A 25,769-nucleotide genomic window follows, 5' to 3' on the forward strand; every position below is an offset into this window, starting at 1 on the left:
GCGACCCCGTGTAAGGATCCCGTAAGAGCATGGTGAACTCGCTCACCACGAGGGCGGGCCAAGGTGAGTAGCATCACGTTGCGAGGCCAGCGAGCCTCGCCCCCTTGGAGGCTGTGAAGCCTGTCCTGCACTTGGGCGCTTGGGACAGGTGGAGCCAGTAGCGCAACCGGCCAGCGGTCTACTTCTCACGTTCGGCCCATAGGTTCCGAACGTGCCCGAAGCGACAACAAGGCTCCGGTCGAGCGCCCGGAAGGGCGATCGTCGGATGAGCGTCTTCACACCGCACCTCCCCGCGAACGGTGTCCGGCGGTCGTCCCTCCTTCGCCTGCTCCTCGCGGCCGCCTTCGCACTGGTCGGCACCGCCTGCGCGAACCCCGACAACGCCCCGGAGAGCGCCTACGACGAGGGCGAGCCCGCGGTGATCGACCACGCCGCCCTGCCCCTGGCCCAGCGCGTGATGGTGGGGGCGTTCACCTACGGCGGCGTCTGGCAGGGCATGGGGCCCGTGCTCGACCTCGAGGCCGAGCTGGGCCGGCGCCTCGACGTCGTCCACTGGTTCACGAACTGGCGCAACGAGGCCTACCCCGAGATGGTCATGGCGGTGGCGGAGGCGGGCAGGTACCCGCTGATCTCCTGGCAGCCGCACGACGTCGACGTCAGGGACATCGCCGCCGGGAAGCTCGACGACTACATCCGCTCCTGGGCGCGCGACCTCGCCGGCACCGGCGTCACCGTCTACCTGCGGCCGTTCCCCGAGATGAACGGCGAGTGGGTGAGCTGGAACGGCGACCCCGCGGGCCTCGTCGCCGCCTGGCGGCACATGGCCGCGCTCTTCGAGGAGGAGGGCGCCACCAACGTCCGCTGGGTCTTCAGCCCCAACGTCACCGACGAGCCGCGCGTGGCCTCGAACCGCATGGAGCTCTACTACCCGGGCGACGACGTCGTGGACGTCCTCGCGCTCGACGGCTACAACTGGGGCACCACGCGCCCCTGGACCGAGTGGCGGGCGTTCGAGGAGGTCTTCGCCTCCGGCTACGCGCGCATCACCGCGCTCGGCCCCCAGCCGGTGTGGTTCGCCGAGCTCGCCAGCTCCACCGAGGGCGGCGACAAGGCGGGCTGGGTGCAGTCCATGCTCGACTCCACGGCGTTCGCGCGCCTCGAGGCCATCGTCTGGTTCGACGAGCACAAGGAGGCCGACTGGCGCATGGTCGCGGACCCGCGCGTCGCCGACGCCTTCCGCGCCGGCCTGACGCGCGCCGACATCGCGGCGCGCTGAGCCGCGCGACCGGGCGCGGCGCGGCTCGCACGCGCGACCCCGGAGCCGCCTGGCCCGGACCATGTGACCCCCTCCCCCGCGGCCGGGTCCCGGCGCCCGCCCCGGACCACTGGGCGGGATGTCACGGCCGCCTCCGGCCCCTCCGGGGCTATGCTTGCGGGGCTTTGAGACGCCATCTCCCACTCTTCCTGCCGGTCTCGCTCGCGCTCCTCACAGTCACGGCCGCGGCCCAGCCCGCCTACGGGCTCGACGTCCTCTACGAGGGCCTCGAGAAGCCCGTCTCCGTGCTCGCGCTCGAGGGCGGCGGGCTCCTCCTCTCCTCCCTCGACGGACGCGTCTACCTGCTCGAGGACGGCGGGGTGCGCCCGCAGACGGTCCTCGACGTCACGCCCCGCGTCACCGCGCTGCAGGGAGAGCAGGGCTTCTACGGGGTCGCTCTCGAGCCGGAGGGCGCCGCCAGGGGCAGGCCCCGCTGGCTGGTGGCGGCCTACTCCGAGCGCGACACCGGCGACCTGATCGTCTCCGCGTTCCCCTACGACGACGAGGCCCACGTCGCGGACACGACCGCCGAGCGCGACCTCCTGCGCGTCGACGTGCCCGAGCCCTTCCACTACGCGGGGCACGTGAGCTTCGGCCCCGACGGCATGCTGTGGGTCAGCGTCGGCAACGGCGAGCGCTCGCCCGCGTACCTGCGCGTCCGCCCCTACTCCTCGCAGGACCTGTCGACGCTGCGCGGGAAGCTGCTGCGCCTCGACCTCTCCGGCGCCGCCCCGGGCGAGCCTTACGCCGTCCCCCCCGACAACCCGTTCGTGGGCCAGCCGGGCGCGCGGCCCGAGATCTACGCGTACGGCTTCCGGAACCCCTGGAAGTTCTCGTTCCACCCCGAGACCGGCGAGGTGCTGCTCGAGGACGTCGGCGAGGACCGCTGGGAGGAGGTCAACGTGGTACGCCGCGGCGGCGACCACGGCTGGCCGGCGCGCGAGGGCCGCGAGTGCCTGGCGTACCCCGACGCCCCCGGCCTGGTGGAGCCGCGCTGCGAGGATCTCGACCAGGTGCCTCCCCTCCACGTCTACGGGCACCTCGCCATCGACCCCGCGGGCGGCCAGGCCGCGACCGGCGGCGTCGTGGTGCGGGACCCCGAGCTGCCCGAGCTGGCGGGTCGCTACCTGTTCGCCGACTTCGTGACCGGGCGCGTCTGGGCGCTCGACCTCGAGACCGGGGCGGCCGAGGAGCTGCTCGACACCGACCTACCCATCACCGAGCTGGCCGAGGGGCCGCACGGCGAGGTGCTCGTCGCCGAGATCAACGGGACGCTGTCCCGGCTGGTGCGACGGCCCTGACCTCGCCGTCGGCCGACGCCAGGCCCGGCCCGTAGAGCCGGTCCAGCACCGCCGCGTAGAACCCCGAGTCGTCGATGCCGAGCTCGTCGACGAGCCCGGCGACGCGCGCGTAGGCGCTCTCCAGCCCGAGCTCGCCCGCCGCGACGGCGCTCGACACGTCGAGCAGCGCGCGCTCGGCGGGCGCCACGGCGGCGGGGTCGGCGCGGTACGCCGCCACGACCGCCGCCAGGCCGTGCACCAGGTCGGCGAGCTTCGTCATGGCCTCGACGGGCGCCACGTGCGTGGGCGCCACGGCCCCGTCGCGCACGCCGTCGATGGGGTTGATGTAGCGGGCGTACGCGACCCGGCGGTCCTCCCCGAACGGCTGCGCGACCGCCCACGCGAGCTTCGCGGCGCCGGCGCACAGCGAGAACCCGGGGTCGTAGGCGCTGGCGCGGCGGGCGAACAGCGCCGGGTTGGCGAACGGCGAGCCCGGGTCGGAGGAGATCGCCGCGAGCAGCGTCAGGGCGTCGGAGGTGACCTGGGAGAGGCCGAGGTCGTTGGTGGGCCCGTGCGCCAGCGGGTCGAGGTACGACTCGTTGATCAGCACCTGCAGGAGGAAGCCGGCGTCGACGTCGTAGGCCGTGGCCGCCTCCTCGAGGTGGGCCAGCAGCGGCGTGAGGCGGGCGAGCATGAACAGGCCCCACGGCGTGAGTGGCTCGTACGCCCCCGGTGCCTCGAGCCGCCGCTGCGCGGGCTCCTCGCCGTCCGCGAGCCGGTTCGCGTACGTGGCCACGCTCCCCGGCGGGCAGTAGGACGAGAGCCAGGGCGTCGCCGCGGGCGCGGGCTCCTCGACCTGCCGCGGCTGCTCGACGGCGAGCAGCGGCGGCAGCGGGAGGATCTCGAAGTCCTCCTGGTTCAGGCGCTGGACGGCGTGGACGTAGAGCCACGCGTCGCTGGGCCTGAGGTAGGTGCGTGCCACGTGGGCCGTGCCCGCGAACACGGAGAGGCTCAGCGCCAGCACCGCGGTGGCCACGCTGCCGGCGCGGCGGTACGCCGAGACCCCGAGGCTGGCGCGGGGACGCACCCAGGTGGTCACGGCCTCCTTGCGGACGCGCCCGGCCCGCGACGCCCGCCGCTGGGCCACGAACTGCGGCACCATGCGCGTGGCCGCCGTCACGTAGGCCAGGGCGTTGAGACCCCGCAGCAGCATCAGCGGCGCCACGCCGCGCAGCGCCACCCACAGCGCCCGCCCCCACGGGTCGCCCAGGCGCCTGGCGCCCGCGACGACGATGAGCAGGCTGGCGAGGGCGTCGATGCCGAGCCAAGCGGCGAGGGCCGTGGCCGGCATCGAGGCGTTCGGGAGAGCGTAGCGGAGGCCGAGGAGAGCGGGCAGGAGGAGCGCGAGGAAGAGCCCCAGGACGTTCTCGGCCTGCGCGGCGACGACGGTGAACGCCACGTTGGGCGCCAGGCCGCGGCGGCGCTCCGCCACGAAGAGCCGCTTGAGGGCGTTCTGGATGGCGCCGCCGTTCCAGCGCTCGACCTGGCGCAGGAAGCCGCCGAGGTGCGGCGGGTCCTCGGTGCGCATGAGCGCAGCGGGCACGAACCGCGCGTCCGCGCCGCGGCGCAGGACGACGGGGGTCCGGGGGCCGATGATGCTCGACAGCGGCCGCTCGCGGCCGTCCACCTCGAGGCGGAAGCCGCGCGCGTCGAGCTCGCCGGCGGTGGCGAGCTCCTCGGTCACCGGCGCGTTCTGCGCGGCCAGCGTCAGGTCGTGGTCCTCGGTGATCGTGTCGTCGGGCACCGGCAGCGCGTCGCGGCGCGCCACGAAGCCGCAGCCGACCACCGTGAAGAGGCGCGTGCGCCCGAACACCGCGCCCTCGCCGACCCGGCGGCACTGGCCGCCGCGCACGACCGCCGAGAACGCGTACTCGGCGTCGCGGCCGGCGGAGATCAGCCGCGACTGCAGCGAGGCGCCGGGCAGCGACCTCACGGCGCCCGACACCAGGGCGGCGTCCTCGAGGACGTAGCCGTGGCGGCCGTCGCCCAAGCGCCTGAAGTCGAGGCGGTAGGTGGCGCGGCGCGCCGCGGCGGCGAAGCCGGGGTGCAGCTCGGTGTCGCCGTCGACGATGAGGACCCTCTCGGCGACGAGGAGGCCCCGCTCGAGCAGCAGGTTGACGCTGCGCGCCTTCGACACCGGCAGGCGGTACTCGACGACGACGACCGCGGTCCTGGCGCCCTCGCGGCGCCAGCGCGTGACCGTGCAGTCGGCCAGCGCCTCCGGCTCCAGCGCCGCGTAGCCGGACGCGGCCAGCGTCGCCGCGACCACGGCGGGCGTGTCGTCGGTGCCGCCGTTGATGCTGACCAGGACCTCGTCGAAGGGCTCCGTCTGCGCCAGGAGCGAGCGCAGCGCCCGCGCGGCGCCGGCCTCCTCGTCGTACATGGGCGCCACCACGGCCAGCCGGTCGGGTCCCAGCGCCACCTTCCCCCGCTCGCGGACCAGGTTGAGGCACGCGTTCATGAGGACCGTCGGCATGGCCATGAGGCCCGGGAAGGGGATCACGTCTCGCGCGTTCCTTCTGATGGTGAGGTCGAGGTCTTGCAGTGCCCGAACGGCCGGCGTCGGCTCACGGACCCGAGCCTATCCCGCCCATGGAGGGTTCCGACGTACGTACGTCTCACGGGTCTCATGAGCGGGGTGTGCGAGAGCCGGTCCTTCCCTTCACTCATCGGCACCCCGCCTCTCATGAGCGTCTGATACCATTCGCCAGGTTGGGAGGCTCATGGCCTGGCACGTAAGCGGCAAGCTCGCGGCCCTGGGGGTCGTGATCACCGCGCTCATCACCGCCTTCAGCGCCCCCCGCGAGCCCGCCGTCGCGGCGGTCGCCGAGCCCGCTCCCGTACACCTGACGCTGCAGCCCGTCGCCGCCCTGCGCGACCAGCCCGTCGACGCCGACCTCCGCTTCACCGTCAGCGTTGGGCCCGAGCCGACGCCTCGCCTGGTGCTGCGCGCCACCGGCTACAACTCGGTGGCCGGCCAGACCGACGCGACGCCCTACGTCACGGCCACCGGCGCCAGGACGCGGTTCGGCGTCGTGGCCGTGAGCCGCGACCTGCTCGGCAGCAGCCTGCCCTACGGCTCGCTGGTGCGGCTCAGGGACCTGGGCAGCTACTACACGGGCCGGGGCGCCGGGGCGTTCCAGAAGCTCCTCGACTCGCAGACGCTCTTCATCGTCGAGGACACGATGCACTCGCGGAAGTCGCAGCAGATCGACGTCTGGTTCCCCGACTACTCGACCGCCATCAGCTGGGGCGTGCGGAAGGTCGAGGTCGAGGTCGTGCGCTACGGACGCTTCGGCCCGGAGCTGGACACCGCGCACGCCGAGGACTTCGAGGCCGTGCCACAGCTGGTCGCGCTGCGCTGAGGCCGGGGACCGGTCGTCGGCCCGCGGTTAGGCCTGGGCCCGGCTCGCCTGCCGGCGCCGCGGGCGCGGCCGGAGCCGCGCGCAGCGCCGTGTCCGCGGAACGGCTCGGCGGCTGCCGAAGGGCCCTGGCGCCCGCGCGCCCCGCCCGTATAGCCTGCCGGCAGTGAGAAGGCCGCTCGTCCCGTACCTCGCGCTCAAGCACGTCAGGCGCCGCCTGCTGCAGTCGTCGCTGACGGTGGCCGGCGTCGCCACCGGCGTGGCCGTGCTGATCGTCGCGCTCTCCCTGACGAACGGCTTCATCGACGAGCTGGTGACGAGCACGCTGCGCGCCACGCCGATGGTGACGCTGCAGAGCTACCTCGCCGGCGACACGCTGCCGGACGACCCGGCGGTCCGCGAGGCCATCGCGAGCAGCCCGGGCGTGACGGCCGTCGCCCCCTACCTGGGCACCCAGGCGCTGATCGCCAGGAGGGCCAGCGCCTCCCTGGGCATCTCGGCCAGGCAGGGGTACACGCAGGTCGTCGGCATCGACCCGTCCCTGGAGAACGCGGTCCTCGACCTGCCCGTGCTCGAGGCGCAGGCGGAGGCGATCGGCACCGCGGGAGGCATCGTCCTCGGCTCCTCGCTGGCCCAGCAGCTCGGCGTCGGCGTGGGCGACGAGGTGATCCTGCGCGACATCACCGGCGCCACCGCGACCTTCACCGTCGCCGGCACCTTCAGGGTGGGCAACGAGCTGATCGACGCCGTGACCTCGTACCTCTCGCTCGCGGCCCTCCAGGAGTACATGGGCGTGCCAGGGCGCATCAGCGGCTACCACGTAAGGGTGGCGGAGCCCACGCGGGCGCAGGCCGTGGGCCTCGACCTGGCCGCCAGGTTCTCGCTCCGGCCCATCACCTGGGAGAGCCTCTTCGCCAGCCTCATCAGCCAGCTGCGCCTGCAGAAGGCCGTGATCGGCGTGGTCGTGTTCCTCATCGTGGTCGTGGCGGCGTTCGGCATCGCGAACGTCCTGGTGCTCACGGTCGCCGAGAAGACCGAGGAGATCGGCATCCTGCGGGCGCTCGGGGCCTCGGAGCGGCAGGTCGTCTCCGTCTTCGTGCTCGAGGGGTTCCTGCTGGGCGCGCTCGGCACGGTCCTCGGGGGGCTGCTCGGCCTGGCCGTCGCCACGTACTTCCGCGTGCAGCCCTTCCCGCTGCCCGGCGACCTCTACTTCATCACCCAGCTCCCCGTGGAGGTGCAGCCGCTCGACGTCCTCTGGGTCTGCGGCGTGTCGCTCGCCACCAGCGCGCTGGCGGGGGTCTTCCCGGCGCGCCGCGCCGCGCGCCTCGACCCGGTGAGGGTGCTGAGGTGAGCCTCCGACGCGAACCCGCGAGGTGGCTCGGGTGAGCCGCCGACGCGGTGGGCGTTCGGCCCGGCGGCGGGCGGGAAGCGGGGCCGGTGAGGGCGCAGCGCGGGAGGACGCCCGGCGTCCGGCCTCGCGCGAGCGGGCCTGGGAGTACCTGCTGAACCTCCTCACGCGCCAGGACTACACGGTGGCGGAGCTGCGCGCGAAGCTGGCGCGGCGCGGCGTCGAGGAGGGGCTCGCCGTGGAGCTGCTGGCGCGGCTGGTGGAGCTGCGGCTCGTCGACGACGCGTCCTACGCCGAGCGCTACGTCTCGAACCGGCGCCTCTCGCACGGCCGGCTGGCCCTGCGGCGCGAGCTGGTCAGGCGCGGCGTCGACGAGCAGGTGGCCGCGCCGCACCTGGGCGCGCTCGACCCTGACCAGCAGGCGGCGGCCGCGACGGCGCTGCTGCGCAAGCTCGCCTGGCGCTACCGGCCCGCGGAGCCGGACGAGGGCGAGGGCGAGGAGGACGAGCACGCCAGGTTCGTGCGGCTGAAGCGCGCCGAGGCGCGCGCCCGGGCGTTCCTGGCGCGCCGCGGGTTCGACCCGGAGGCCACCCAGTCCGCCATCGAGGCCGTGGGCTGGTTCGAGACGTAGCGGGCCGTGGCGCCGTCCGCCCGGCGACGCGCTCGCGGCCGGCACCGCGCGGCTCGGCACGGGGGCGTCGCGGACCGGCACCTGCGGACGGCGCCGGTGCCGCCGAGGTTGCCTGGCGGCCGCGCGGCCTAGTAAACTAGCTATTCGCGTCGGGGCGTAGCGCAGCCTGGTAGCGCACATCGTTCGGGACGATGGGGTCGGAGGTTCGAATCCTCTCGCCCCGACCAGATCGGCGGAGCCTTGCGGCTCCGCCGCTTCTCTCGTGTGCGGCAGCAGGCCCGCGGCCTCTTCCCCGTCCCGGGTCGAGACCCCGGCCGGCCTCACCCAGCGATGATCGCGACCGTGCAGCGCGAGACGCAGACGAGCTTGCCCTCGCCGTTCCTCAGCTCCACGTGCCAGACGTGCGTCCGCCGCCCGCGGTGCAGCGGCGTGCCCACGGCGTGGAGGGTGCCGCTCGACACCTGCCTGACGTGGTTCGCGTTGATCTCCAGGCCCACCGCCCGCTCGCCGGGAGCGAGGCCCTGGCTGGCGCCGACGCTGGCCACCGTCTCGGCGAGAGCGACGGAGGCGCCGCCGTGGAGGATCCCGTGCGGCTGGTGGTGGGCCGGCGTCACCGGCATCGTGGCCTCGACCCTCTCCGGTTCGGCCCGCGTGACCACGATGCCCAGCGTCTCGAGGAGCGTGCCCGGCACGGTCCCCAGGTAGCGAGGCTCCCCCGCGGCGGCGGAGCCCTTGCCCGCTTCTGTCGGCATGGTCAAGGATAGCTGACGTGCTTGGTGACGACGCGACGCAAGCTCCGCGCGGAGTAGTACGCGCCCCCTCCCCCGCCGGGCGCCTCAGGCCCGGGGCCGCCACCCTGCTGGTGGTCACGTCCGCGGTGGCCGGCGTGGGCCCGGCCGTCCTCTACTGGCTCGCCGGCTTCGGCCAGGAGCCGCCGGACCGCCTGCCGCTGGCCGCCGTGCCGCTCCTCGGCGCGGTGCTCAGCGGACCGCTCACCGACCTCACGGCGGGCCTGCGGCGGCGGGTCGCCCTCGCCTGGCTGGCGGCGGCGCTGGCCGTCGGCCTCGGCGCGGCGTCGGCGACGCTGGCGCTGCCGGCCGCGGGCGCCTTCTACCTGCTCTGCCCGGCGACGGCCGTGCTGCTGGCCGCCGCCCTGAGGGAGGCGAGGCCGCTGGGGCTGGCCCCGGCCGTCGTCGTCTACGTCGCCTGCACGCTGCTCGCGAACTTCACCTTCGACAGCTTCCTGCCCCTGGGCGGGTTCTTCCTCGTCAACGTCGGCACGCTGTTCTTCGGCATCACCTTCACCCAGCGCGACCGCGTCCACCGCTTCGGGCGCCCGACCGTCTACCGGATGATCCTGCTCGCCGCCGTCAGCAACGTGGCGCTGGCCGCCTCGCTGGGCACGCCGCTGCGCTACGTCGGCGTGAGCTTCCTCAGCATCGTCATGGCCGAGACCGCGGACACCGAGGTGTTCCACCGCCTGCGCGGGCGCCGCTGGGTGACGCGCGTGGCCAGCTCGAACGCGATCAGCGCGCCCCTCGACACGATCGTGTTCACGCTGCTGGCGTTCTGGGGCGAGACCTTCGCGACGCCGCTGTGGCTGACGCAGGTGATCGTCACCGACGTGCTCGTGAAGTACGCCAGCGGCCTGCTGGCCGCGCTGGGCGTGATCGCGCTGGTGCGTTCGGCCCTGCCGTCCGGGCCGGGGGCTCCGCCCGCTCCGCCGCCGGGCGGGCCCGCCGCACCGCTGAGCCCGCGCGGCGCGGCCGGCGGGAGCGTCGGTCCGGCGTGAGCGCGGCCACGCTCGACTTCCTCAGGGAGCTCGAGGGCCGCGAGCTCGGCCCCAGCCGGCCGGTCGTCGTCTCGCAGGAGCGCATCGACGCCTTCGCCGACTGCACCCTCGACCGCCAGTGGATCCACGTCGACCGCGAGCGCGCGGCGCGCGGGCCCTTCGGCGGCACCGTCGCTCACGGCTACCTCACCCTCTCGCTGCTCGTGCACCTCTGCACCGACCTGGGGCTCTTCCCGCCCGGCGTCACGGTGATCAACTACGGGATCGACAGGCTGCGCTTCCCCGCCCCGCTGCCCTCCGGCTCCGCCGTGAGGCTGAGGGCGAGGTTGACCGAGCTGACCCCCAAGGGCGAGGGTCGCCTGCTGGCGAGGCTCGCCTGCGAGGTGCGCGCCGACGGCGCCGACGCGCCCGCGCTGGTCGCCGACGTCCTCTACCTCTACGCGGCGGGCTGACCCCGTGCGGCGACGCGGTCGGTGCCGAGCGGTGACCTCGCCGGCGCGACGCCCCGCCGGCCGGGCTACGTGGCCGACCGGGCCGCGGAGGCGCGTCCCGCGAGCAGCCCCTCCTCGACCTGCTTGGCCAGGCCGAGGGCCAGCTCCTCCTCGCCGGGGCGGGTCGCGATCATCAGGCCGACCGAGAGCCCCCCGCCCGTGCGCCCGCACGGCACGCTGGCCGCGGGGCAGCCGAGCACGTTGAACGGCGCCGTGTTGCGCAGCAGCAGGGCGTTGAAGCGGAAGTAGGCGGCGTCCTCCTCCAGGTCGGCGACGCGCGGCGGCAGGATCGGGAGCGTCGGCGCCACGACGGCGTCGACCCCCGCCAGGCTCGGCCAGAAGGCGCGCCGCAGCGACTCGCGGGCCAGGCTGAGCCGGACGTAGTCGGTCGCCGGACGTCCGGCGTGCTCCATGACGCGTCGCACGACCCGCGGGTCCATCTCCTCGCCGCGCTCGGTCAGCTCCCTCTCGTAGAGCGCCAGCGCCTCGTGGCTCGCGAAGCTCCCGTAGCGTCGGTACAGCTCCGGCGCCTCGGCGAGCGCCGGCACCGGCGCCGACCGCACCTCGTGCCCCAGCGCCTCGAGGAGCTCCAGGGCGGCGCCGAACGCCGCCTCGACCTCCGGTTCGAGGTCGTCCTGCAGGAGCGTCGTGGGGGCAAGCAGCGTGAGCCGCTCCCGGGGCGGGCGCAGCGGGGCGTGGCGCTGGGCGGTCATGGCCGTGAAGAGCGTCCAGGCGTCGTCGCAGGTGCGCCCCAGCGGGCCGAGCGTGTCGAGGGTCGTCGACAGCGGCGCGCAGCCGGCAGTGGGCACCAGGCCGTCGGTCGTCTTGAGCCCGACGACCCCGTTCACGGACGCCGGTATGCGCACGCTGCCGCCGGTGTCGGAGCCCACTCCCACCGTGGCGAGGCCGGCGGCGACGGCCACGCCGGTGCCGGAGGACGAGCCGCCAGGCACCCTCGTCTCGTCGAGGGCGCAGGGGGGAGTGCCGAAGTGCGGGTTGATGCCCACGCCCGAGTAGGCCAGCTCGGTCATGTTCGTGCGGCCGAGGAAGACGGCGCCGGCGGCGTCGAGCCGGGCCAGCACGGGCGCGTCCTCGCCGGCAGGCGGGCGCCCGGCGAGCACCCGCGAGCCCGCGGCGGTGACCTCGCCGGCCATGTCGAGGTTGTCCTTGACGGCGACTGGCACCCCCTGCAGCGGCCCGAGGTCGACGCCCGCGGCGAAGAGCCGCGCGGCGTGCTCGGCCTGCCTCAGCGCCCGCTCCGCCGTGACGCGCCGGTAGACGAGCCGCCCGTGGGGGTGAGCGGCGACGCGGTCCAGGAAGGCGCGCGTCACCTCCACGGGGTCGAGGCTCCCCGACCGGTAGGCGGCGCCCAACTCCGCCACGCTCGCGCGGACGGGGTCATGGGGCATGTCGGCACGATAACCCGCGGGCCCCGAGCGGCAGGCGCTAGACTCCTGGCATGCAGAGGACCCGCGCGGAGCTCGAGGCCATGAGCCACGAGGAGCTGGTCAACCGCGTACTCGAGCTGCAGGACATGCTGCGGGAGGGCCTGGCCGTGCGCGACTCCCTCCACGCCGTCCTCAACACGGTGCTGAACGCCAAGGCGGAGGAGGTCGCCCGCTACGCCGACGCCCCCGACGCCACGCTGGACCCGGAGGAGCTGGAGCTGAAGAGGGCCTGGGCGGCGGCGCGCCACGCGGTGTCGAACCCGCTGGGCGCCGCGCGCAAGCGCGCCCAGGCCGGCGCGGCGTTCTGAAGGGGGTCGGGCCGCCGGCGCCGCGGGGCCGGTCCTCGCGCGCCGCAGTCCGCTTACCTTCGGGCCTCGGCGTGCCTGACGGACGCCCTCAGTCGACCCAGGCGACCGCGGCGGCCTCCTCGCCCAGCTCCCTCGCCAGGGCCTCGAGCAGCGTCCTCGTGCCACGCTCGCGCATCTCCACGCCGTCCCCGCCCGCGAAGAACGTCACGGCCTCGTGGTGGGTGAGCAGCGTGCCGTCGCCGTCCGGCTCGAACGTGACCGTGACTAGCGAGACCGAGAACGGCACCCCGTCGTTGGACATCGAGTAGGCCGCCGTCAGGCGCCGGCCCTCCGCGATGGCGAAGTAGCGGGTCTCGTTCGCGATCACGCCGAGCGGGACGGGAGCGTCCACGACCCTGAAGCTGACGTGCTCGCGGCCGCCGACGCGGAAGTCGAGGCCGTAGTCGATGACCTCGAACCCCTCGCCCTCGGCGAACCAGCGCCGCTTGACCTGCGGGTCCGCGTAGGCCCGCCACACGGCGTCGACGCCCGAGCGGTAGCGCCGCGTGATCGTGAAGCTGTCGTGTACTACCTCCGGACTGACCTGCGTGGTCATGCGCCACCTCCTCGGGCGGCAGCGCGGCGCGCGCCGGCGCCTCGCTCAGCCGCCCTCCTCCTCGTCGGCCTCGCCCAGCACCCGCGCCAGGCGGTCGAGCCTGCGCTCCTGCTCCCGGCGACGCGCGTCGATCCACGCCCTGGCGACGCCGAGCCCCTCCTGGTCGAGCCGGCAGACGCGAACGCGCCCCTCCTTGCTCGTCCTGACGAGGCGCGCCTCCTCGAGCACCCGCAGGTGCTGGAGCACGGCCGCCACGGTCACGCCGAGCGGCTCGGCCAGCGACGACGCCGAGGCCGGCCCGCGGCTCAGGCGCTCGACGATCGCCCGCCTCGTGCCGTCCCCGAGGGCCTCGAAGACCGTGTCGGGAGCGGGAAGCTGAAGCACGGACTTAACTATGGCCCGGCCGCGCGCGAAAGTCAAGTGACCGCTTAAGTGTCAGGCGGGCGCGGTCCGGCGCCAGGGCCCGCGCGGCAGGAGCCAGGGCGCGCGGTCCGGCGCCAGGGTCCGCGCCTCAGCCGCCGGCCGTGGGGCTCTCGGCCGGCGCCGGCACGGCCCCGGCTCCTTGCGTCATGGCGGCCAGTGAGGACATCGGCCGCGCGCCCAGGGCGAGGAGGGCCTCGTGGAGCTCCGCGAAGCGCTCGTAGTAGAAGACGAGCATCGCGCCGGCGGCGACCTCGGGAGCCAGGCGGTGGAGCGCGTCCAGCGCGTCCCCGACGTGCTCGCACGGCAGGCGCGGCGCGACCCTGGCGACCTCGGCCAGCATCAGCGCGGCGACGGCCCCGGGCGCGCGGCCGCGCAGGTCCTCGTCCTCGCGCACGTAGAGCCTGTCGAACGCCCCGGCGGCCGCCCTGGCCGCCGCGAGTACGACGTCGTCGCGCCGGTCGCCGGGCACGCCGACGACGCCGACGACGGGCCCCGGCCAACGCGCGCCGAGCTCCGCCGAGGCCGTGAACGCCGCCGGGTTGTGCCCGTAGTCGACGACCACGCAGCCGGCGCCCATGGCGTAGAGGTTCGCTCGTCCCTGGTTGTGGACGGCGCTGTCGAACGTCGCCAGCGCTCGCGCCACCACCCGGAGGTCGCAGCCCAGCGCGACCGCCGCGGCGACGGCCGCCAGGCAGTTCTCGAGCTGGAAGGACGTCCCCGAGGCGAGAAGCGGCACGTCGGCGACGCGCGCCACAAGGCGCCGCGCCGCCCCGCGCTCCTCGACGATGGCGCCGCCTTTCACCGTGTAGCCGAGGCCCCCGCCGGCGACGTGCCGGCAGTAACGCTCGGCGGTGCCGGAGCGGGAGAAGTAGGCGACCCGCAGACGCGAGGCGTCGACCCTCTCGAGGTCCGCCATGCCGGACGACTCCGGGTCATCGGCGTTCAGCACCAGCGTGCCGCCGTCCCGCACGCGCTCGGCGACGAGGGACTTGATCCACACGAGGTCGTCGAGCCCCTCGATGCCGTCCTGCCCCACGTGGTCGATGGTGACGTTCGTGACGACCCCCACGTCGGACCAGTCGTAGCCCAGGCCGCGCCTGAGGATGCCGCCCCGCGCCGTCTCCAGCACCGCCGCGGTGACCAGCGGGTCGGAGAGCACGGCACGGGCCGAGGCCGGGCCGGTGTTGTCGCCGGGCCTGACGAGCTGACCGCCGGAGTAGATGCCGTCGGTGGTGGTCATGCCGACGTGCTCGCCGGCCTCGGCCAGCACGTGTCCGAGGAGCCGCGTGACGGTCGTCTTGCCGTTGGTGCCGGTCACGGCGCAGAGCGGCACCCGGGCCGGCGCCCCGGGCGGGTAGAGCAGCGAGACGATGGCCGCGCCCACGTCGCGCGCCGCGCCCTCGCTGGGGCTGACGTGCATGCGCAGGCCCGGCGAGGCGTTGACCTCGACGACGCCGCCGTCGAGCGGCGCGGCGATGTCGCTGGTGACGATGTCCACGCCGCAGACGTCGAGGCCCACGACCCGCGCCGCGCGCTCGCAGACCCGCCCGACCTCGGGGTGCACCAAGTCGGTGACGTCGACGGCCGTGCCGCCGACCGAGAGGTTCGCCGCGCGCTTGAGGACCACCGCCTGGCCGGCCGCCGGCACGTAGTCGAGGCTCATCCCGACCTCGCCGAGCCGGTCGACGAGCTCCTCGTCCACCGTGATGCGCGTGAGCGGCCGCTCGTGCCCCTCGCCGCGGTCCGGGTCGCGGTTCACGGCGTCGATCAGCTCCCTGACGGTGGAGACGCCGTCCCCGACGACCTGCGGCGGCCGCCTCTCGCAGGCGCCCACGACCTCGCCGCCGACGACGAGGACCCGGTAGTCGCGGCCGCAGAGCTGCCTCTCGACGATCACGCGGTCCGCGAAACGCCTGGCGAGCTGGTACGCCCCCAGCAGGCGCACGGGCTGCTCCACGCCGACAGTGATGCCCTTGCCCTGGTTGCCGTCGAGGGGCTTGACGACCACGGGCCCGCCGAGGTCGAGCAGCGCCCGGAGCGCGCCGTCGATGTCGTCCACGACGAACCCGTCGGGGACCGGCACGCCGGCCTCGCGCAGCAGCGTCTTCGTGAGCGCCTTGTCGGAGGCCACCTCGACGGCCACGTGGCTGGTCGCGCTCGTCACCGCGGCCTGCACGAGGCGCCTGTGGCGACCATGGCCGAGCTGGACGAGGCTGGCGTCGTTGAGACGGCGCCAGGGGATGCCGCGACGCTCCGCCGCCGCGACGATCGCGGCGGTGCTGGGGCCCAGGTCGGTGTGACGCGCGTCCGCGTCGGCCTCCTCCAGCAGCGCGCGCAGGTCGAACGACTCGCCGCGCAGCACCGCCTCGACGAGCGCCACCGCCCCGCGCAGGAGCCGCCGCATGGCGTGCTCCGAGCGGAAGCGCACGACGACGTGGTAGAGGCCCGGCTCGGTCCCCCGGCGCGTCTTGCCGTAGGTCACGTGCGAGCCGAGCAGGCTGGCCATCTCGATGGCCACGTGCTCGACGACATGGCCGAGGTAGGTGCCCGTCCGCAGCCGCTCGAGGAAGCCGCCCTCGCGGCCCAGTCCGCAGTGGTGCCGCGCCAGACCCGGCAGCAGCGCGAGCAGTAGGTCGTCGAAGCCAGGGAACTCGCGGCTCTCCCTGCCGTCGAGCTCCTCGAGGTAGAGCTCCATCACGAGGACGGGCCTGTGGTGGTAGACGTTCGGTCCGTCCAGCGTCCTGATACCGCCGATGCGCATCGAGGTGCCCTCCAAGCGAAGTCGGCGCTCCGCACAAGGACGCCGCACGGTTCGCCGATTGACGATTTGTATTCGCGCTGGCGATGAGTAGGGTGCGGCTCGCCTAGGCTTCCGTGAGACCCGGGCCGGCGCCGTCCCGGCGCGCGAGCGCCTGGAGCGGGCTCGGCCCGCGTGCGGCCGCGCGAGGGGCGCCGGCATCTCGACCGGCGCCGGCGGCTCGGCGGAGGGAGCCCATGGCGGAACCGGAGAGGTCGCGGCGGGGCCGGCTGCTCCTCGTGGGCGGCGCCGAGCGGCGCGACCCTACCCGCGAGGTCCTGGCGCACTTCACGGCGCTGGCGGGCGGCGAGGAGGCCAAGGTTCTCGTCGTCGGCGCGGCGACGCGCGAGCCGCAGGACGTCCTGCCGGACTACCGCCGCGTCTTCCTGGACCTGGGCGCGAAGCAGGTCTGGACCACGGCCCTGCAGGACCGCGGGGAGGGCGAGGACCCGGGCCTGCTCGAGCGGCTGGAGGAGGCCACGGCCGTCTACTTCACCGGCGGCGACCAGCTCCGGCTGACGATGCGCGTGGCCGGCACCTCGTTCGGCGAGCTCCTCAAGGAGCGCCACAACGCCGGCTCGTTCCTGATCGGCGGCACCAGCGCCGGGGCCGTGGCCATGGGCAGCGTGATGATCCTCAGCGGGCCCGGCGGCGGCAGCGTGCGACGCGCCGACGTGCGCATGGGGCCGGGACTCGGCTTCATCAGGGACGCGACGATCGACACGCACTTCAACGAGCGCGGACGCGTGCCGCGCTTCCTGACCCTGTTCGCCCAGAACTCGCAGGTGCTGGGCATCGGGCTCGACGAGAACACGGCGCTCGACGTGCGGCTGGGCCACGAGTTCCGCGTCCTGGGCAGCGGCGCCGTCACGATCTTCGACGGTCGCGTCAGCTTCTCGAACGCCGCCGACGCCGGCGACCACGACATCATCGCCCTGTCCGGCGTGAAGGTGCACGTCCTGCCCCGGTCGTTCGGCTTCGACCCGGCGGAGATGAAGATCCTCCTGCCCGCCGACTAGAGCGCCGGGCGCTGCCGCTACCGGGCCAGCAGCGCCTCGGCCAGCTCGAGCACGTCCACGGGCCAGTACTCGCGAGGGCGGGGCCTCCTCACCCCCGGCCTGCCGGCCTCGGGGCGGCAGGCGAGCACGGCGTCGGTCCAGCGCCGCGGCACCGCGCCGAGGCCGTGCACCGCGCCGAGGAGCGCGCCGGCGATGGCGGCGTTCGTGTCGGTGTCGCCGCCGCGGCCGACCGTGTCGACGAGCGCCTCCTCGAGGCTGGCGGCGTTGACGAGCTGGTAGAGGGCGTTCTGGAAGGCGATGAGCACCCAGCCCATCAGCGTGGTGAAGTCCGCGGGCGGCTCGCTGGCGGCGGCGTCGACTGCCCGCCGCAGCGCCGGGTCGACCGCCATCTCGGCCGACCAGCGCCTGACGCGCCCGTACAGCTCCGCGGGGGCGGGCCCCTCCTCCACCGCGTGCGCGACCGCCAGGGCGAAGAGCGCGTTCGCCTGCCGGCAGACGCGGTGCGGGTGGGTGATGGCCGCGTCTGCCTCCGCCCACCCGGCCACCGTGGCGTCGTCCCTGCCCGCACCGAAGACCCCCAGGGGGCTCACGCGCATCAGCGCGCCGTTCGCCTGGCTGGCGGCGTCCGGCGCGCCCCTCAGACCGGCCCTGACCGTGATGCCGTAGTCGAACGGGCCCGAGTCCAGCCAGGCGACGTAGGCGGCGCGCGCCGCGCCCGGGTCGTACTCCCGTCCCCCGACCAGCGTCCGCGCCAGGGCCAGGGCCATCTCCGAGTCGTCGGTGGGCTGCCCGGCCAGCGTGCCCCAATGGCCGCCGTCCTGCAGCTCGCGCACGCCGCCGGGGTAGCGGGCGGCGACGTCCGCCGGCGTGCCGAACTCGACGAGGCCCCCCAGCGAGTCGCCCGCCACCTGCCCCACCAGGCAGCCGCGCGCCCGGTCGAGCTTCCCCTCACCCGGCTCCACGCCCGCCGACCCCCTCCTCATGCATCCCGCCGCCGCGAGCTAGCAAGGGGCCCGACCGGGAACCGTGTCCTGGTCGGGCCTCGTCGTGGCTCGGCGGGTAGGATTCGAACCTACGACCAATCGGTTAACAGCCGATCGCTCTGCCACTGAGCTACCGCCGAACGCTGCGGACCGCGAACGGCCTCGCGACAGCGGACGTCAGTCTACCAGAGCCGCGGTCGGGGGCACAAGGAATGCGGGCGCCGGCGGTCTCGACGGGCCGCTGCCACGGTCTCGGCGCACCGAGGTCGGTGCGGCCTCACGACGCCCGGTTCAGGGGTCGCGGCGAAGGGCGGAGTCTCGGGCCGCAAGAGCGGCTCACGGACCCGTTTCCGGGGCACGAGGGCCCGTTTCCCCGGCCCGTGGGGTCGTTCAGCCTGCATCGTCTTGACGAATCCCGTATACCGCGCTATCATTCACTCTATCAGCGCGCGGGAGCGCGCTGTTCGTCGTTAACGGGCCCCCCGCGCGCGAGTCCCGGCGCCCGCTGGCCCGGGGCCCGCCACAGGTCGGGGTCGGGCCTCCGGCGCGAGACGCGCCACGCTCGGTCTCGCCCGACGCGCCGCGGCGCCCTCGCTCAGACCACGTCCTCGCGGCTCACCCCGTCGCACTCGAGCACCAGGTCCGCCCCGTAGGCGCCCGCCGGCGTCTGCAGGCCGGGCGGCGCGTCACCCGCCAGGGCCCTCTTCGCCACGGCGATGGCCGACCGCGACGTCCACACCACGGCGCCCTCGGGACCGTGCAGGCGCGACACCGCCACGCCTCCCGCCCCGTCCCGCGCCTCCGCCCAGGTATCCGTGCGGCTGAGCCGCCGCGCCTCCTCGCTGGGCCCGGGCAGCACGAAGCGCCGCAGCAGCCGCCGGGCGGCCGGCGGACGCAGCAGCGGCCGGGATAGGCGCAGGGCGCGGTAGGCGAGCCGCAGCGCGGGCGACAGCGCCACGAACGCCTGGACGTCCGGCACGCCGGTGCTCCTGTTGACGACGAGCGGGTCCGGGCCCGGGTACCGCACCACGGTCACGTGCCCGTCGCCGAAGTCGACGCGCATCGTCGCCGGCCCGTGCGCCTCGGCGAGGCGCCCGCCGGCGACGACGCGGCCGGGCAGGTGGGCGAGCTCGATCATCGTCCGCTGCGTTCCCGGCGGCAGGCCCGCCGGGCCGACGGTGCGGAGGGCGAAGCGCAGCCTGGTCGTGCCCGGCAGGCGCTCCAGCAGGTGGGCGGCGAGGCAGTCGGCCGGCACCGAGTCGAGGCCGGCCGACGGCAGCAGCATCACGTCGCGCTCGCGCGCCGCCGCGTCGAGGTCGGCCATGGCCGCGAGCACGGGCAGCTCGCCGGTGACGTCGACGTAGTGCGCCCCGGCGCGCAGGCAGCCCTCGACGACCTGGCGCCAGGTGTTGACGTAGGGGCCAGCCATGTTCAACACGACCCGCGCGCCACGCAGGCCGGCGTCGACCGCCACGGGGTCGTCGAGGGCGAAGGCCCGCCCCTCGAGCCCGAGCTCGCCGGCCAGGCGCGTGACGGCCTCGCGGTCCCGTCCAGCCAGCACGGGCTGCAGCCCCTCGGCGTGGGCCAGGCGGGCCACCGCCTCGCCGACGAAGCCGTTGGAGCCGTAGATCACCAGCCTGTCGCTGGGCACGTCCGCGGACCTCAGGGAGCGCCGGCCCACGCTTCCAACGCGGCGCGGAGGCGCGCCGGGCAGGCGGTGCGGTGGGCCTCGATCAGCAGGCCCTCCAGCTCGCGCTCGCTCAGGCCGGCGTCGAGGTAGACGCCCAGCCAGCCGCGGTGCCCCACGTAGGGCGGCCTGAAGTACGCCTCCGGCCGCGCGGACACGAGCGCCTCCTGCGCGCCGGGAGGCGCGGCGCACCAGAGATGCGGGCGCCGGTTGTCGTGATGCGCGGCGTGGAACGTCGCGAACTGCCGGCCACCCTCGACGAACCACGCCGGGTGGCCGTGGCTCGGCCTCTCCTCGACCTCCGGCAGGGACAGGCAGATCCGCCTGACGACGCCCAGGGGGTCGGTCATGCCGCGAGTGTACGCGGGCGGCTAGCATCGCCGCATGACCCTGGGCGAGTACCAGCAGGCGGCGCGGACCACGGCCCTCTACCCCGCTGAGGTGCGGGTCCTCTACCCCACCCTCAAGCTCGCCGGCGAGGCGGGCGAGGTGGCCGAGAAGCTAGGGAAGCTGATGCGCGACGAGGGCTACCTGCCGGGACAGCCGCTCACGGACGCGCAGAAGGGCGCCTTGGCCGCCGAGCTGGGCGACGTGCTCTGGTACGTGGCGAACCTCGCCGCCGACCTCGGGCTGTCGCTGGAGGAGGTGGCGAGCGGCAACCTCGCGAAGCTGGCCAGCCGCCGCGCCCGCGGCGTGATCCACGGCAGCGGCGACGACCGCTGAGCGGGCCCACGGGTGCGGCCGCTGCCCGCGTGGCCGGCTCCCGGGGCCCGAGGCACGCCGTCGGGCAGCGCCGGGGCCCTGGCGCGGCGGGCCGCCCGGGCCGTCCCCTACGAGCCCTCGAGCAGCCGCTTGAGCACGACGGCCTGGTTGTGCTCCCTGTCCTTCGCCCCGAAGACCAGCGTCACCCGGCCCTCGGCGGCGAGCCGCCTCAGCCTCTCGAGGTCGGCGTTGCCCTCGAGCTCGGCGGCGTAGCGCTCGGCGAACTCGTCGAAGCGCTTGGGGTCGTGCCCGAACCACTTCCTGAGCTCCTCGCTCGGCGCGAGGCCCTTGGCCCACCAGTCGATGGCGGCGCGCTCCTTCGTGACGCCGCGCGGCCAGATGCGGTCGACCAGCACGCGCGTGCCGTCGTCCTCCGACCTCTCGTCGTAAGCCCTCTTGAGCCTGACCATGTCGCGATCGTAGCTCCGCGCCGGGAACGCCGGACCGCTACTTGGGCCGAAGCCGCGCCCGCCTAGGCCGGGGCGCCGTCGGACCTACCGGGGCGCCGCCACCGCGGCCCGGCCCTCCCTGACCAGGCCGACCCACCTGGCGAACGAGTCCATGACGCCCCTCAGGAACACCTCGGTGCTCTCCACCGTGACGTTCCCGTCCATGTCGATGAGGTCGGAGGGCTTGAAGGTCACGTAGACCTCTGGCTGGCCCATGACCGGCACGTCGAGGTAGGCGAGGACGTCGCGCAGGTGGGACTGCGCCACGGCCGTGCCGATGCTCCCGGTGGAGACCCCGGCGATCAGCGCCGGTTTGCCCGCGAAGGGGTTGCCCTCCCTGGGCCGCGAGGCCCAGTCGATGGCGTTCTTGAGCGCGCCGGGGATCGACCGGTTGTACTCGGGCGAGACGAACATCAGGGCGTCGGCGGACGCGATGGCCTCCTTCAGCCGCACCACGCTCTCGGGCGGCCGCTCCTGCAGGTCCTGGTCGAAGAAAGGGACCTCGTCGATGCGGACGCTCACGTACTCCCACTCGGGCGGGCCCAGGCGCTGCAGCGCGAGCGCGAGCCTGTGGTTGTAGGACCTGTCCCTGAGGCTGCCGACGAGCACGGCGACCGTGACGGTCATGGGACCCTCCTTCGGCGCCGCCGGCGGACGGCGCGGGCGCCGCGACCAGGCGGCGCGCCCATGGACCGACCATAGGCGCGCCGGCCATGAACGCCGTGAAGGCGGGGGCCCGCGCGCGCGGGCCCCCGGTGCGGACCTGAGCGACCTCGAGCGTCCCGCGGCGCCTCTAGCCCGGTATCACCCGCACTTGCTGTAGCCGCAGCTCTCGCACTTCTGGCAGCCCTCCTCGAAGCGCAGCGGGGCGCCGCAGTCCGGGCAGGCCTTGCCCCTGTTCAGCACGTTCTCGACGCCGGCGGTCTCGAGCGCCACGGCGATGATGTCGGCCTTCGAGGCGACCATCCGCCCGTGGTAGGTGCCGTACATGCCGCCGTTGATCCCGCGCAGGGTCTTCACGATGGCCTCCGCCGGCACGCCGTACTGCAGGGCGATGGAGACCACGCGCCCGAGCGCCTCGCTGTCGGCGTTGGCCTCGTCGCCCCCCTTGCCGGAGAGGATGAACACCTCGGTGGGGAGCCCGTCCTGCTTGTTCACGGTCACGTAGAAGCCGCGCTTCTCGCCGCTCGGCTCGATCAGCTTGACCTGGTCGGTGAAGCCGGAAAGGCGCACGGGCCGCTCGAAGAGGGGCTCGCCGGGCAGCCTGTCGTAGCCGCCGCGCCGCGCCGGCGCGCTCGGGCCCTCCGGCGGTGGGGCGACGCTGACGGCGGTCTCCGTCCGCGCCCCTGTCGACGCGGCGGGCTGGCCGTTCGCCACGGCAGCGCCGGCCGGAGGAGCGGGGCTCTGCGCCGCGCCGCCCGCCTGCGCCGCCCCGTCGGCGGCCGCCGCGTCCGGACGCGGCGCCTCGGGCTGGCCGGCCGGCTGCGGCGCCGGCTCCTTCTTCTCGGCGCTGGTGGAGAGCACCTGGAACTCGCGCGAGCCGTCGCGGTAGACGGTGATGCCCTTGCAGCCCGTCTCGAAGGCGAGGCGGTAGGCGTCGAAGACGTCGTCCACCGTGGCGGAGTTCGGCAGGTTGATCGTCTTCGAGATCGAGTTCGCGACCTTCTTGCCGCCGTCGAACGCGCGCTGCACCGTGGCCTGCATGCGGACGTGGTCGGCGGGCGTGATGTCGTGGGCGCAGATCAGCACGCGGCGCACGGCCTCGGGGATGAAGTCGAGGCCCTGCACCGAGCCGTGGTTGTCCTGCACGGCCTTCACGACCGCGTCCCAGTCCCACTGGCCGTCCTTGGCGTAGCCCCGCGGCGGCTGGTGCGCCTCGAGGAGCTCCCTGAACAGCGGGTGGATCAGGGCGTGGTAGCTGGCACCGATCTTCCTGTAGATGAACGGCGCGAACACCGGCTCCACGCCCGACGACACGCCCATGAGCATGCTGGTCGTGCCCGTAGGGGCGACGGTGAGGATCGCGACGTTGCGCCTGGGCTGCGGGAGGTCCGCCTGTCCGACGAGCGGGAACGCGCCCCGCTCCTCGGCCAGCCTCTCCGAGGCCTCGGTCGCGGCGTCGCGCAGCGCCGAGATGATCGTCTCGACGGCGGACCTGCCCTCGTCGGTGTTGTACGGGTAGCCCATCTTGATGAGCGCGTCGGCGAGGCCCATGACGCCCAGTCCCAGGCGCCTGAGCTTCATGCTCATCTCGCGGTTGTCGGGCAGCGCGAAGCGGTTCACGTCGAGGACGTCGTCGAGGAAGCGCACGCAGGTGGCGACGTCGCGGCGGAAGGCCTCCATGTCGAAGCCCTCGAGCCCGACCCCGCTGCGCACGACGTAGGCGGCCAGGTTCACCGCTCCGAGGTCGCACGGTTCGCCGGGGTACAACGGGATCTCGCCGCAAGGATTGGTGCTCTTGATGTCACCAAGCGCAGTGCGCATAGCGTTGTGCTCGTTGATGCGGTCGATGTAGATGAGGCCAGGCTCGCCCGTCGCCCAGGCGTGCTGGGCGATCTCCCACAGCACCCCGCCGCGGCTCTGCGACTCGCGGCGCATGAAGTCGTCGGTGACGAGCACGGAGATGTTGAAGGTCGAGATGTCGCCCTCGTCCCGCTCGCGCTCGAGGTCCTTGGCCGTGATGAAGTCGTGCACGTCGGGGTGGGTGATCGAGATCGTCGCCATGCCCGCGCCGCGCCGCGTGTTGTGCGTGACGAAGCCGCCGGCGAGGTAGGTCTTGTTCTCGTCCACCGACAGGTCGAGGGTCAGCGACCTGCCGGCCTCCTCGACGCCGACCACGCGCACGTAGTGCTCGTCGTAGCCGAGCTCCGGCAGGACGTCCTGCAGCTGCGGGCTCGCACTCTGCCTCTCGTAGCCGGTGGCGGTCGGGTGCCTCTCGTCGCGGGCGTAGCGCAGCAGGGACTTCCGGGTGGCCGCGTACGGGGAGGGGCGACCCTCGGCCCCGGCCGGCATCGCGTCGAGGACCGTGCTCATCAGCGCGGCGGCGTGCGGGAACACCCAGGACTGCTCAGGCGCCTCGTCGGGGACGTGCTCCTTGGCCGCCTCGAGCCGGGAGCCCGCCAGGAAGCCGACGCGCTCGCAGTAGCGCTCCAGCCCCTTGTGGCTGACGACGCGCACGTGGTGGCTCGCGTGTGTGGAGTACCTGTCGGGGCGCGCGCCCACCGTCCTGGTCCTGGTGGGGATGCCGAGGCCCGCGAGCAGGGTCGCGACGTCGTCCGCCAGGCGGGCCGACGCGGTGCTGAGGACCGGCATGCCGTGCGCCAGGCTGCCGTCCGCCTCGAAGAGGCCGCGGAGGAACGCCCCCACGACGGGCCGCGGGGACATCCTCACGGCCTTGGGCACGGCGAGCTCCTTCGCCTTCCCCTTGGCGAGGCCGTTGGCCTTCAGCCAGGCGACGAGCTGCGCCGACTTCGTGACGTAGACGAGGCTGGCGTCGCCCTCCTTCTGCTCGGTCGCGACGCCGAGCCCGAAGAGCTCGGCGAAGAGCCGGGGCGCGACCTCGATCATCGGCGAGCCGTGCGCGACGGCGAGCCCGACACGTCCGGAGCTGACGTAGCCGTCGCCCCAGAGGAAGCCGAGGAAGAAGGCCAGGCGCTCGTCCAAGACCTCGGGCATCCTGATCGGCTTGGCGTTGTGGTGGGGCGCGTCCACGGGCCTGAGCACGACGGGCGCGCCCGTGTGCTGGTCGAGCACCTGGATGACGAAGTCGCCCTTCTGGAGGTGCTGGAACTCGACCCACTCGCGGGAGGCGTCGCGCCGCAGGACCTTCACCTTGTGGTTCGGGGTGCCCCGCAAGGTCTGTCCGTTCTCCAGCGTGACCCTCAGCGTCCGGGCGACGCCGTTGTTGAAACCCCGCGGGCTCGCCTTCCAACCCTGGTCGGTCGCGACCTGCAGGTGGTGGTCCTGCCAGCCGAGCTGCTGGGCGTCGACGATCTCCTCGAGCCTCAGCGTCCCCTTGCTGGTGTGGACGAGCGTCTCGGGGTGGAGGCAGCCCCCCTGCCTGATCGCCCGCAGCGTGGGAGCGAAGACGTAGCGCAGCGTGGCGACGGGCCCGGCGTGGTCGGCGCCGCCGAGGCCCGCCCAGATGGCGAAGTTGTCGAAGATCTCGACGGCGAAGCTGGAGGGGCCGGAGGAGGCGCCGCCGGAGCCGCGCACCGGTGTGCCGACGGGGCGCAGCAGCGAGAGGTCGACGAGGACGTCGCGCCCGGCGAGGAGACCCATGGCGGCCCGGCCGGCGGACTCCCAGATGCCCTCGACCGAGTCGGGCACCTCGACGAGCTCGGCGCCGGCCGGCGCCTCGCCCTTCTCCACGAAGGTGGCGACGCGGTAGCCCTTCGTGACCATCTGGTCGCGGACGAGGTCGAGGAACGTGCCCGTCCTGATGGCCTCGTAGTCGGGGTGCGAGCTGTCGACGGTCAGGTAGAGGCGGCCCACCTTGCCGTCGAAGCGGCGCTTGGGCGGGATGGGGTCGAGGTTCAGCCCGTTGCCGCCGCCGACCTTGGTGACGAGGGCGAGCTTGGTCGCGAGGCGCAGCACCCAGGCGTTCGTGCCCTCAGGCTCGGGGCTGCCGTCCTGAACGAAGCAGTTGAGGACGTTGCCGTGCTCGGTCGCCGCGCCGGCCAGGACGCGTCCGCCGGGGCAGAAGCGCTGCTCGGCCATGAGCCGGTAGAACTCGGCGGCGACGTCGTCGCGCCGCTCCTCCGGCTCGGGCCGCGCCACCCACCGCGCCACGCGCTCGAACATGTCGTAGACCGTCTCGTCGCCCGGCTGGAAGTACTGCCGCCTCGCGACCTTGACGGCGTGGTCCCCGAACCTCGCGGGTCGCACGTTGGAAGACGAGAGCTCATTCACGGTGCCACTTCCCCTCCGCCTTCGCCGCCTTCCGGCGGCCCTCGGCAGGCGTCAGCGCCCCCGTGCGTCGCCCCTGAGCGCTGTCAAGCGGGACGCCTGCCGTCAACT

Annotated in this window: 22 protein-coding genes, 2 tRNA genes and 1 riboswitch; of the genes, 11 read left to right on the plus strand and 13 right to left on the minus strand. The window is 74.2% G+C overall.

Annotation, left to right across the window (positions count from 1 at the left end; translation table 11 throughout):
* Nucleotides 1-97: 97 nt before the first annotated feature.
* Nucleotides 98-181, plus strand: a riboswitch (cyclic di-GMP riboswitch).
* Nucleotides 182-265: 84 nt separating this feature from the next.
* Together VF202_04650 and VF202_04655 are read left to right on the plus strand one after the other, a co-directional pair.
* Complete coding sequence (locus VF202_04650; protein ID HEX7039384.1) at nt 266-1,276, plus strand: glycosyl hydrolase; 1,011 nt, start codon at nt 266-268, stop codon at nt 1,274-1,276.
* 164 nt (nt 1,277-1,440) lie between these two features.
* Nucleotides 1,441-2,616: a PQQ-dependent sugar dehydrogenase gene (locus tag VF202_04655; protein HEX7039385.1), complete on the plus strand. Its 1,176-nt coding sequence runs from the start codon at nt 1,441-1,443 to the stop codon at nt 2,614-2,616.
* Here the strand turns inward: VF202_04655 and VF202_04660 are convergent.
* Nucleotides 2,579-5,158 (minus strand): glycosyltransferase family 2 protein, encoded by a 2,580-nt coding sequence (locus tag VF202_04660; protein HEX7039386.1) that lies wholly within the window; start codon nt 5,156-5,158, stop codon nt 2,579-2,581. The two genes, VF202_04655 and VF202_04660, sit on opposite strands and share 38 nt — an antisense overlap.
* Nucleotides 5,159-5,378: 220 nt before the next feature.
* Here VF202_04660 and VF202_04665 point away from each other — a divergent pair, with 220 nt between their 5' ends.
* The 4 genes from VF202_04665 (at nt 5,379) to VF202_04680 (ending at nt 8,223) form a co-directional block, all read left to right on the plus strand.
* Nucleotides 5,379-6,020, plus strand: coding sequence for a hypothetical protein (locus tag VF202_04665; protein ID HEX7039387.1), 642 nt, complete (start codon nt 5,379-5,381; stop codon nt 6,018-6,020).
* A gap of 163 nt (nt 6,021-6,183) precedes the next feature.
* Complete coding sequence (locus tag VF202_04670; protein ID HEX7039388.1) at nt 6,184-7,368, plus strand: ABC transporter permease; 1,185 nt, start codon at nt 6,184-6,186, stop codon at nt 7,366-7,368.
* Between the two features lie 31 nt (nt 7,369-7,399).
* The gene (locus tag VF202_04675; protein ID HEX7039389.1) at nt 7,400-7,996 is read left to right on the plus strand and encodes a regulatory protein RecX; all 597 of its coding nucleotides are present in this window, start codon (nt 7,400-7,402) and stop codon (nt 7,994-7,996) included.
* A 150-nt stretch (nt 7,997-8,146) separates the two neighbouring features.
* Nucleotides 8,147-8,223, plus strand: a tRNA-Pro gene (locus VF202_04680).
* A gap of 93 nt (nt 8,224-8,316) precedes the next feature.
* Here VF202_04680 and VF202_04685 read toward each other — a convergent pair.
* A complete protein-coding gene (locus VF202_04685) occupies nt 8,317-8,748 on the minus strand; it encodes a PaaI family thioesterase (protein HEX7039390.1) in 432 nt (143 codons plus the stop codon).
* 110 nt (nt 8,749-8,858) lie between these two features.
* Here VF202_04685 and VF202_04690 point away from each other — a divergent pair, with 110 nt between their 5' ends.
* Nucleotides 8,859-9,788: a VUT family protein gene (locus VF202_04690; protein ID HEX7039391.1), complete on the plus strand. Its 930-nt coding sequence runs from the start codon at nt 8,859-8,861 to the stop codon at nt 9,786-9,788.
* Nucleotides 9,785-10,240: a MaoC family dehydratase gene (locus VF202_04695; GenBank protein ID HEX7039392.1), complete on the plus strand. Its 456-nt coding sequence runs from the start codon at nt 9,785-9,787 to the stop codon at nt 10,238-10,240. Before VF202_04690 ends, VF202_04695 begins: the two co-directional genes overlap by 4 nt.
* 65 nt (nt 10,241-10,305) lie before the next feature.
* Here the strand turns inward: VF202_04695 and VF202_04700 are convergent, their stop codons facing one another.
* Nucleotides 10,306-11,688 carry an amidase family protein gene (locus tag VF202_04700; protein HEX7039393.1) on the minus strand — a complete coding sequence of 461 codons (1,383 nt, stop codon included), beginning with the start codon at nt 11,686-11,688 and terminating at the stop codon, nt 10,306-10,308.
* Nucleotides 11,689-11,738: 50 nt separating this feature from the next.
* Between VF202_04700 and VF202_04705 the strand changes: the two genes are divergently transcribed.
* Nucleotides 11,739-12,035 carry a hypothetical protein gene (locus tag VF202_04705; protein ID HEX7039394.1) on the plus strand — a complete coding sequence of 99 codons (297 nt, stop codon included), beginning with the start codon at nt 11,739-11,741 and terminating at the stop codon, nt 12,033-12,035.
* Between the two features lie 88 nt (nt 12,036-12,123).
* Here VF202_04705 and VF202_04710 read toward each other — a convergent pair whose 3' ends face one another.
* From VF202_04710 to cphA, 3 genes are all read right to left on the minus strand, one after another.
* Nucleotides 12,124-12,630, minus strand: coding sequence for an SRPBCC domain-containing protein (locus VF202_04710; GenBank protein HEX7039395.1), 507 nt, complete (start codon nt 12,628-12,630; stop codon nt 12,124-12,126).
* Nucleotides 12,631-12,675: 45 nt separating this feature from the next.
* Nucleotides 12,676-13,014 (minus strand): metalloregulator ArsR/SmtB family transcription factor, encoded by a 339-nt coding sequence (locus tag VF202_04715; GenBank protein HEX7039396.1) that lies wholly within the window; start codon nt 13,012-13,014, stop codon nt 12,676-12,678.
* A gap of 127 nt (nt 13,015-13,141) precedes the next feature.
* Nucleotides 13,142-15,814 carry a cyanophycin synthetase gene (gene cphA / locus VF202_04720; protein ID HEX7039397.1) on the minus strand — a complete coding sequence of 891 codons (2,673 nt, stop codon included), beginning with the start codon at nt 15,812-15,814 and terminating at the stop codon, nt 13,142-13,144.
* Between the two features lie 233 nt (nt 15,815-16,047).
* Here cphA and VF202_04725 point away from each other — a divergent pair, with 233 nt between their 5' ends.
* A complete protein-coding gene (locus tag VF202_04725; protein HEX7039398.1) occupies nt 16,048-16,869 on the plus strand; it encodes a cyanophycinase in 822 nt (273 codons plus the stop codon).
* Between the two features lie 17 nt (nt 16,870-16,886).
* On the opposite strand, the gene VF202_04730 is transcribed toward VF202_04725, so the two are convergent.
* From VF202_04730 to VF202_04745, 4 genes are all read right to left on the minus strand, one after another.
* Nucleotides 16,887-17,831 (minus strand): ADP-ribosylglycohydrolase family protein, encoded by a 945-nt coding sequence (locus VF202_04730; GenBank protein HEX7039399.1) that lies wholly within the window; start codon nt 17,829-17,831, stop codon nt 16,887-16,889.
* An 86-nt stretch (nt 17,832-17,917) separates the two neighbouring features.
* A tRNA-Asn gene (locus VF202_04735) sits at nt 17,918-17,992 on the minus strand.
* 455 nt (nt 17,993-18,447) lie between these two features.
* Nucleotides 18,448-19,503 carry a saccharopine dehydrogenase NADP-binding domain-containing protein gene (locus tag VF202_04740; protein ID HEX7039400.1) on the minus strand — a complete coding sequence of 352 codons (1,056 nt, stop codon included), beginning with the start codon at nt 19,501-19,503 and terminating at the stop codon, nt 18,448-18,450.
* Nucleotides 19,504-19,514: 11 nt separating this feature from the next.
* Complete coding sequence (locus VF202_04745) at nt 19,515-19,889, minus strand: MmcQ/YjbR family DNA-binding protein (GenBank protein HEX7039401.1); 375 nt, start codon at nt 19,887-19,889, stop codon at nt 19,515-19,517.
* 34 nt (nt 19,890-19,923) lie between these two features.
* On the opposite strand from VF202_04745, the gene VF202_04750 reads away from it, so the two are divergent.
* Entirely contained in the window at nt 19,924-20,262 is a 339-nt protein-coding gene (locus VF202_04750; GenBank protein HEX7039402.1) for a nucleoside triphosphate pyrophosphohydrolase family protein, read from the plus strand.
* Between the two features lie 107 nt (nt 20,263-20,369).
* Here VF202_04750 and VF202_04755 read toward each other — a convergent pair whose 3' ends face one another.
* The 3 genes from VF202_04755 to VF202_04765 all read right to left on the minus strand — a co-directional run bounded on the left by VF202_04755 (nt 20,370) and on the right by VF202_04765 (nt 25,637).
* A complete protein-coding gene (locus VF202_04755; protein HEX7039403.1) occupies nt 20,370-20,711 on the minus strand; it encodes a DUF488 domain-containing protein in 342 nt (113 codons plus the stop codon).
* Between the two features lie 84 nt (nt 20,712-20,795).
* Nucleotides 20,796-21,377: an NADPH-dependent FMN reductase gene (locus tag VF202_04760; GenBank protein ID HEX7039404.1), complete on the minus strand. Its 582-nt coding sequence runs from the start codon at nt 21,375-21,377 to the stop codon at nt 20,796-20,798.
* A gap of 177 nt (nt 21,378-21,554) precedes the next feature.
* Nucleotides 21,555-25,637 (minus strand): LAGLIDADG family homing endonuclease, encoded by a 4,083-nt coding sequence (locus VF202_04765; protein ID HEX7039405.1) that lies wholly within the window; start codon nt 25,635-25,637, stop codon nt 21,555-21,557.
* Nucleotides 25,638-25,769: the final 132 nt, after the last annotated feature.

This window comes from Trueperaceae bacterium, assembly GCA_036381035.1.
GTDB lineage: Bacteria > Deinococcota > Deinococci > Deinococcales > Trueperaceae > DASRWD01.

Bases quoted from the DNA above. Each gene is read 5' to 3' on its own strand.
- VF202_04650 (HEX7039384.1), top strand. From the start codon at position 266: ATGAGCGTCTTCACACCGCACCTCCCCGCGAACGGTGTCCGGCGGTCG.
- VF202_04665 (HEX7039387.1), top strand. From the start codon at position 5,379: ATGGCCTGGCACGTAAGCGGCAAGCTCGCGGCCCTGGGGGTCGTGATC.
- VF202_04685 (HEX7039390.1), bottom strand. From the start codon at position 8,748: ATGCCGACAGAAGCGGGCAAGGGCTCCGCCGCCGCGGGGGAGCCTCGC.
- VF202_04700 (HEX7039393.1), bottom strand. From the start codon at position 11,688: ATGCCCCATGACCCCGTCCGCGCGAGCGTGGCGGAGTTGGGCGCCGCC.
- VF202_04705 (HEX7039394.1), top strand. From the start codon at position 11,739: ATGCAGAGGACCCGCGCGGAGCTCGAGGCCATGAGCCACGAGGAGCTG.
- VF202_04710 (HEX7039395.1), bottom strand. From the start codon at position 12,630: ATGACCACGCAGGTCAGTCCGGAGGTAGTACACGACAGCTTCACGATC.
- cphA (HEX7039397.1), bottom strand. From the start codon at position 15,814: ATGCGCATCGGCGGTATCAGGACGCTGGACGGACCGAACGTCTACCAC.
- VF202_04725 (HEX7039398.1), top strand. From the start codon at position 16,048: ATGGCGGAACCGGAGAGGTCGCGGCGGGGCCGGCTGCTCCTCGTGGGC.
- VF202_04745 (HEX7039401.1), bottom strand. From the start codon at position 19,889: ATGACCGACCCCCTGGGCGTCGTCAGGCGGATCTGCCTGTCCCTGCCG.
- VF202_04750 (HEX7039402.1), top strand. From the start codon at position 19,924: ATGACCCTGGGCGAGTACCAGCAGGCGGCGCGGACCACGGCCCTCTAC.
- VF202_04755 (HEX7039403.1), bottom strand. From the start codon at position 20,711: ATGGTCAGGCTCAAGAGGGCTTACGACGAGAGGTCGGAGGACGACGGC.
- VF202_04760 (HEX7039404.1), bottom strand. From the start codon at position 21,377: ATGACCGTCACGGTCGCCGTGCTCGTCGGCAGCCTCAGGGACAGGTCC.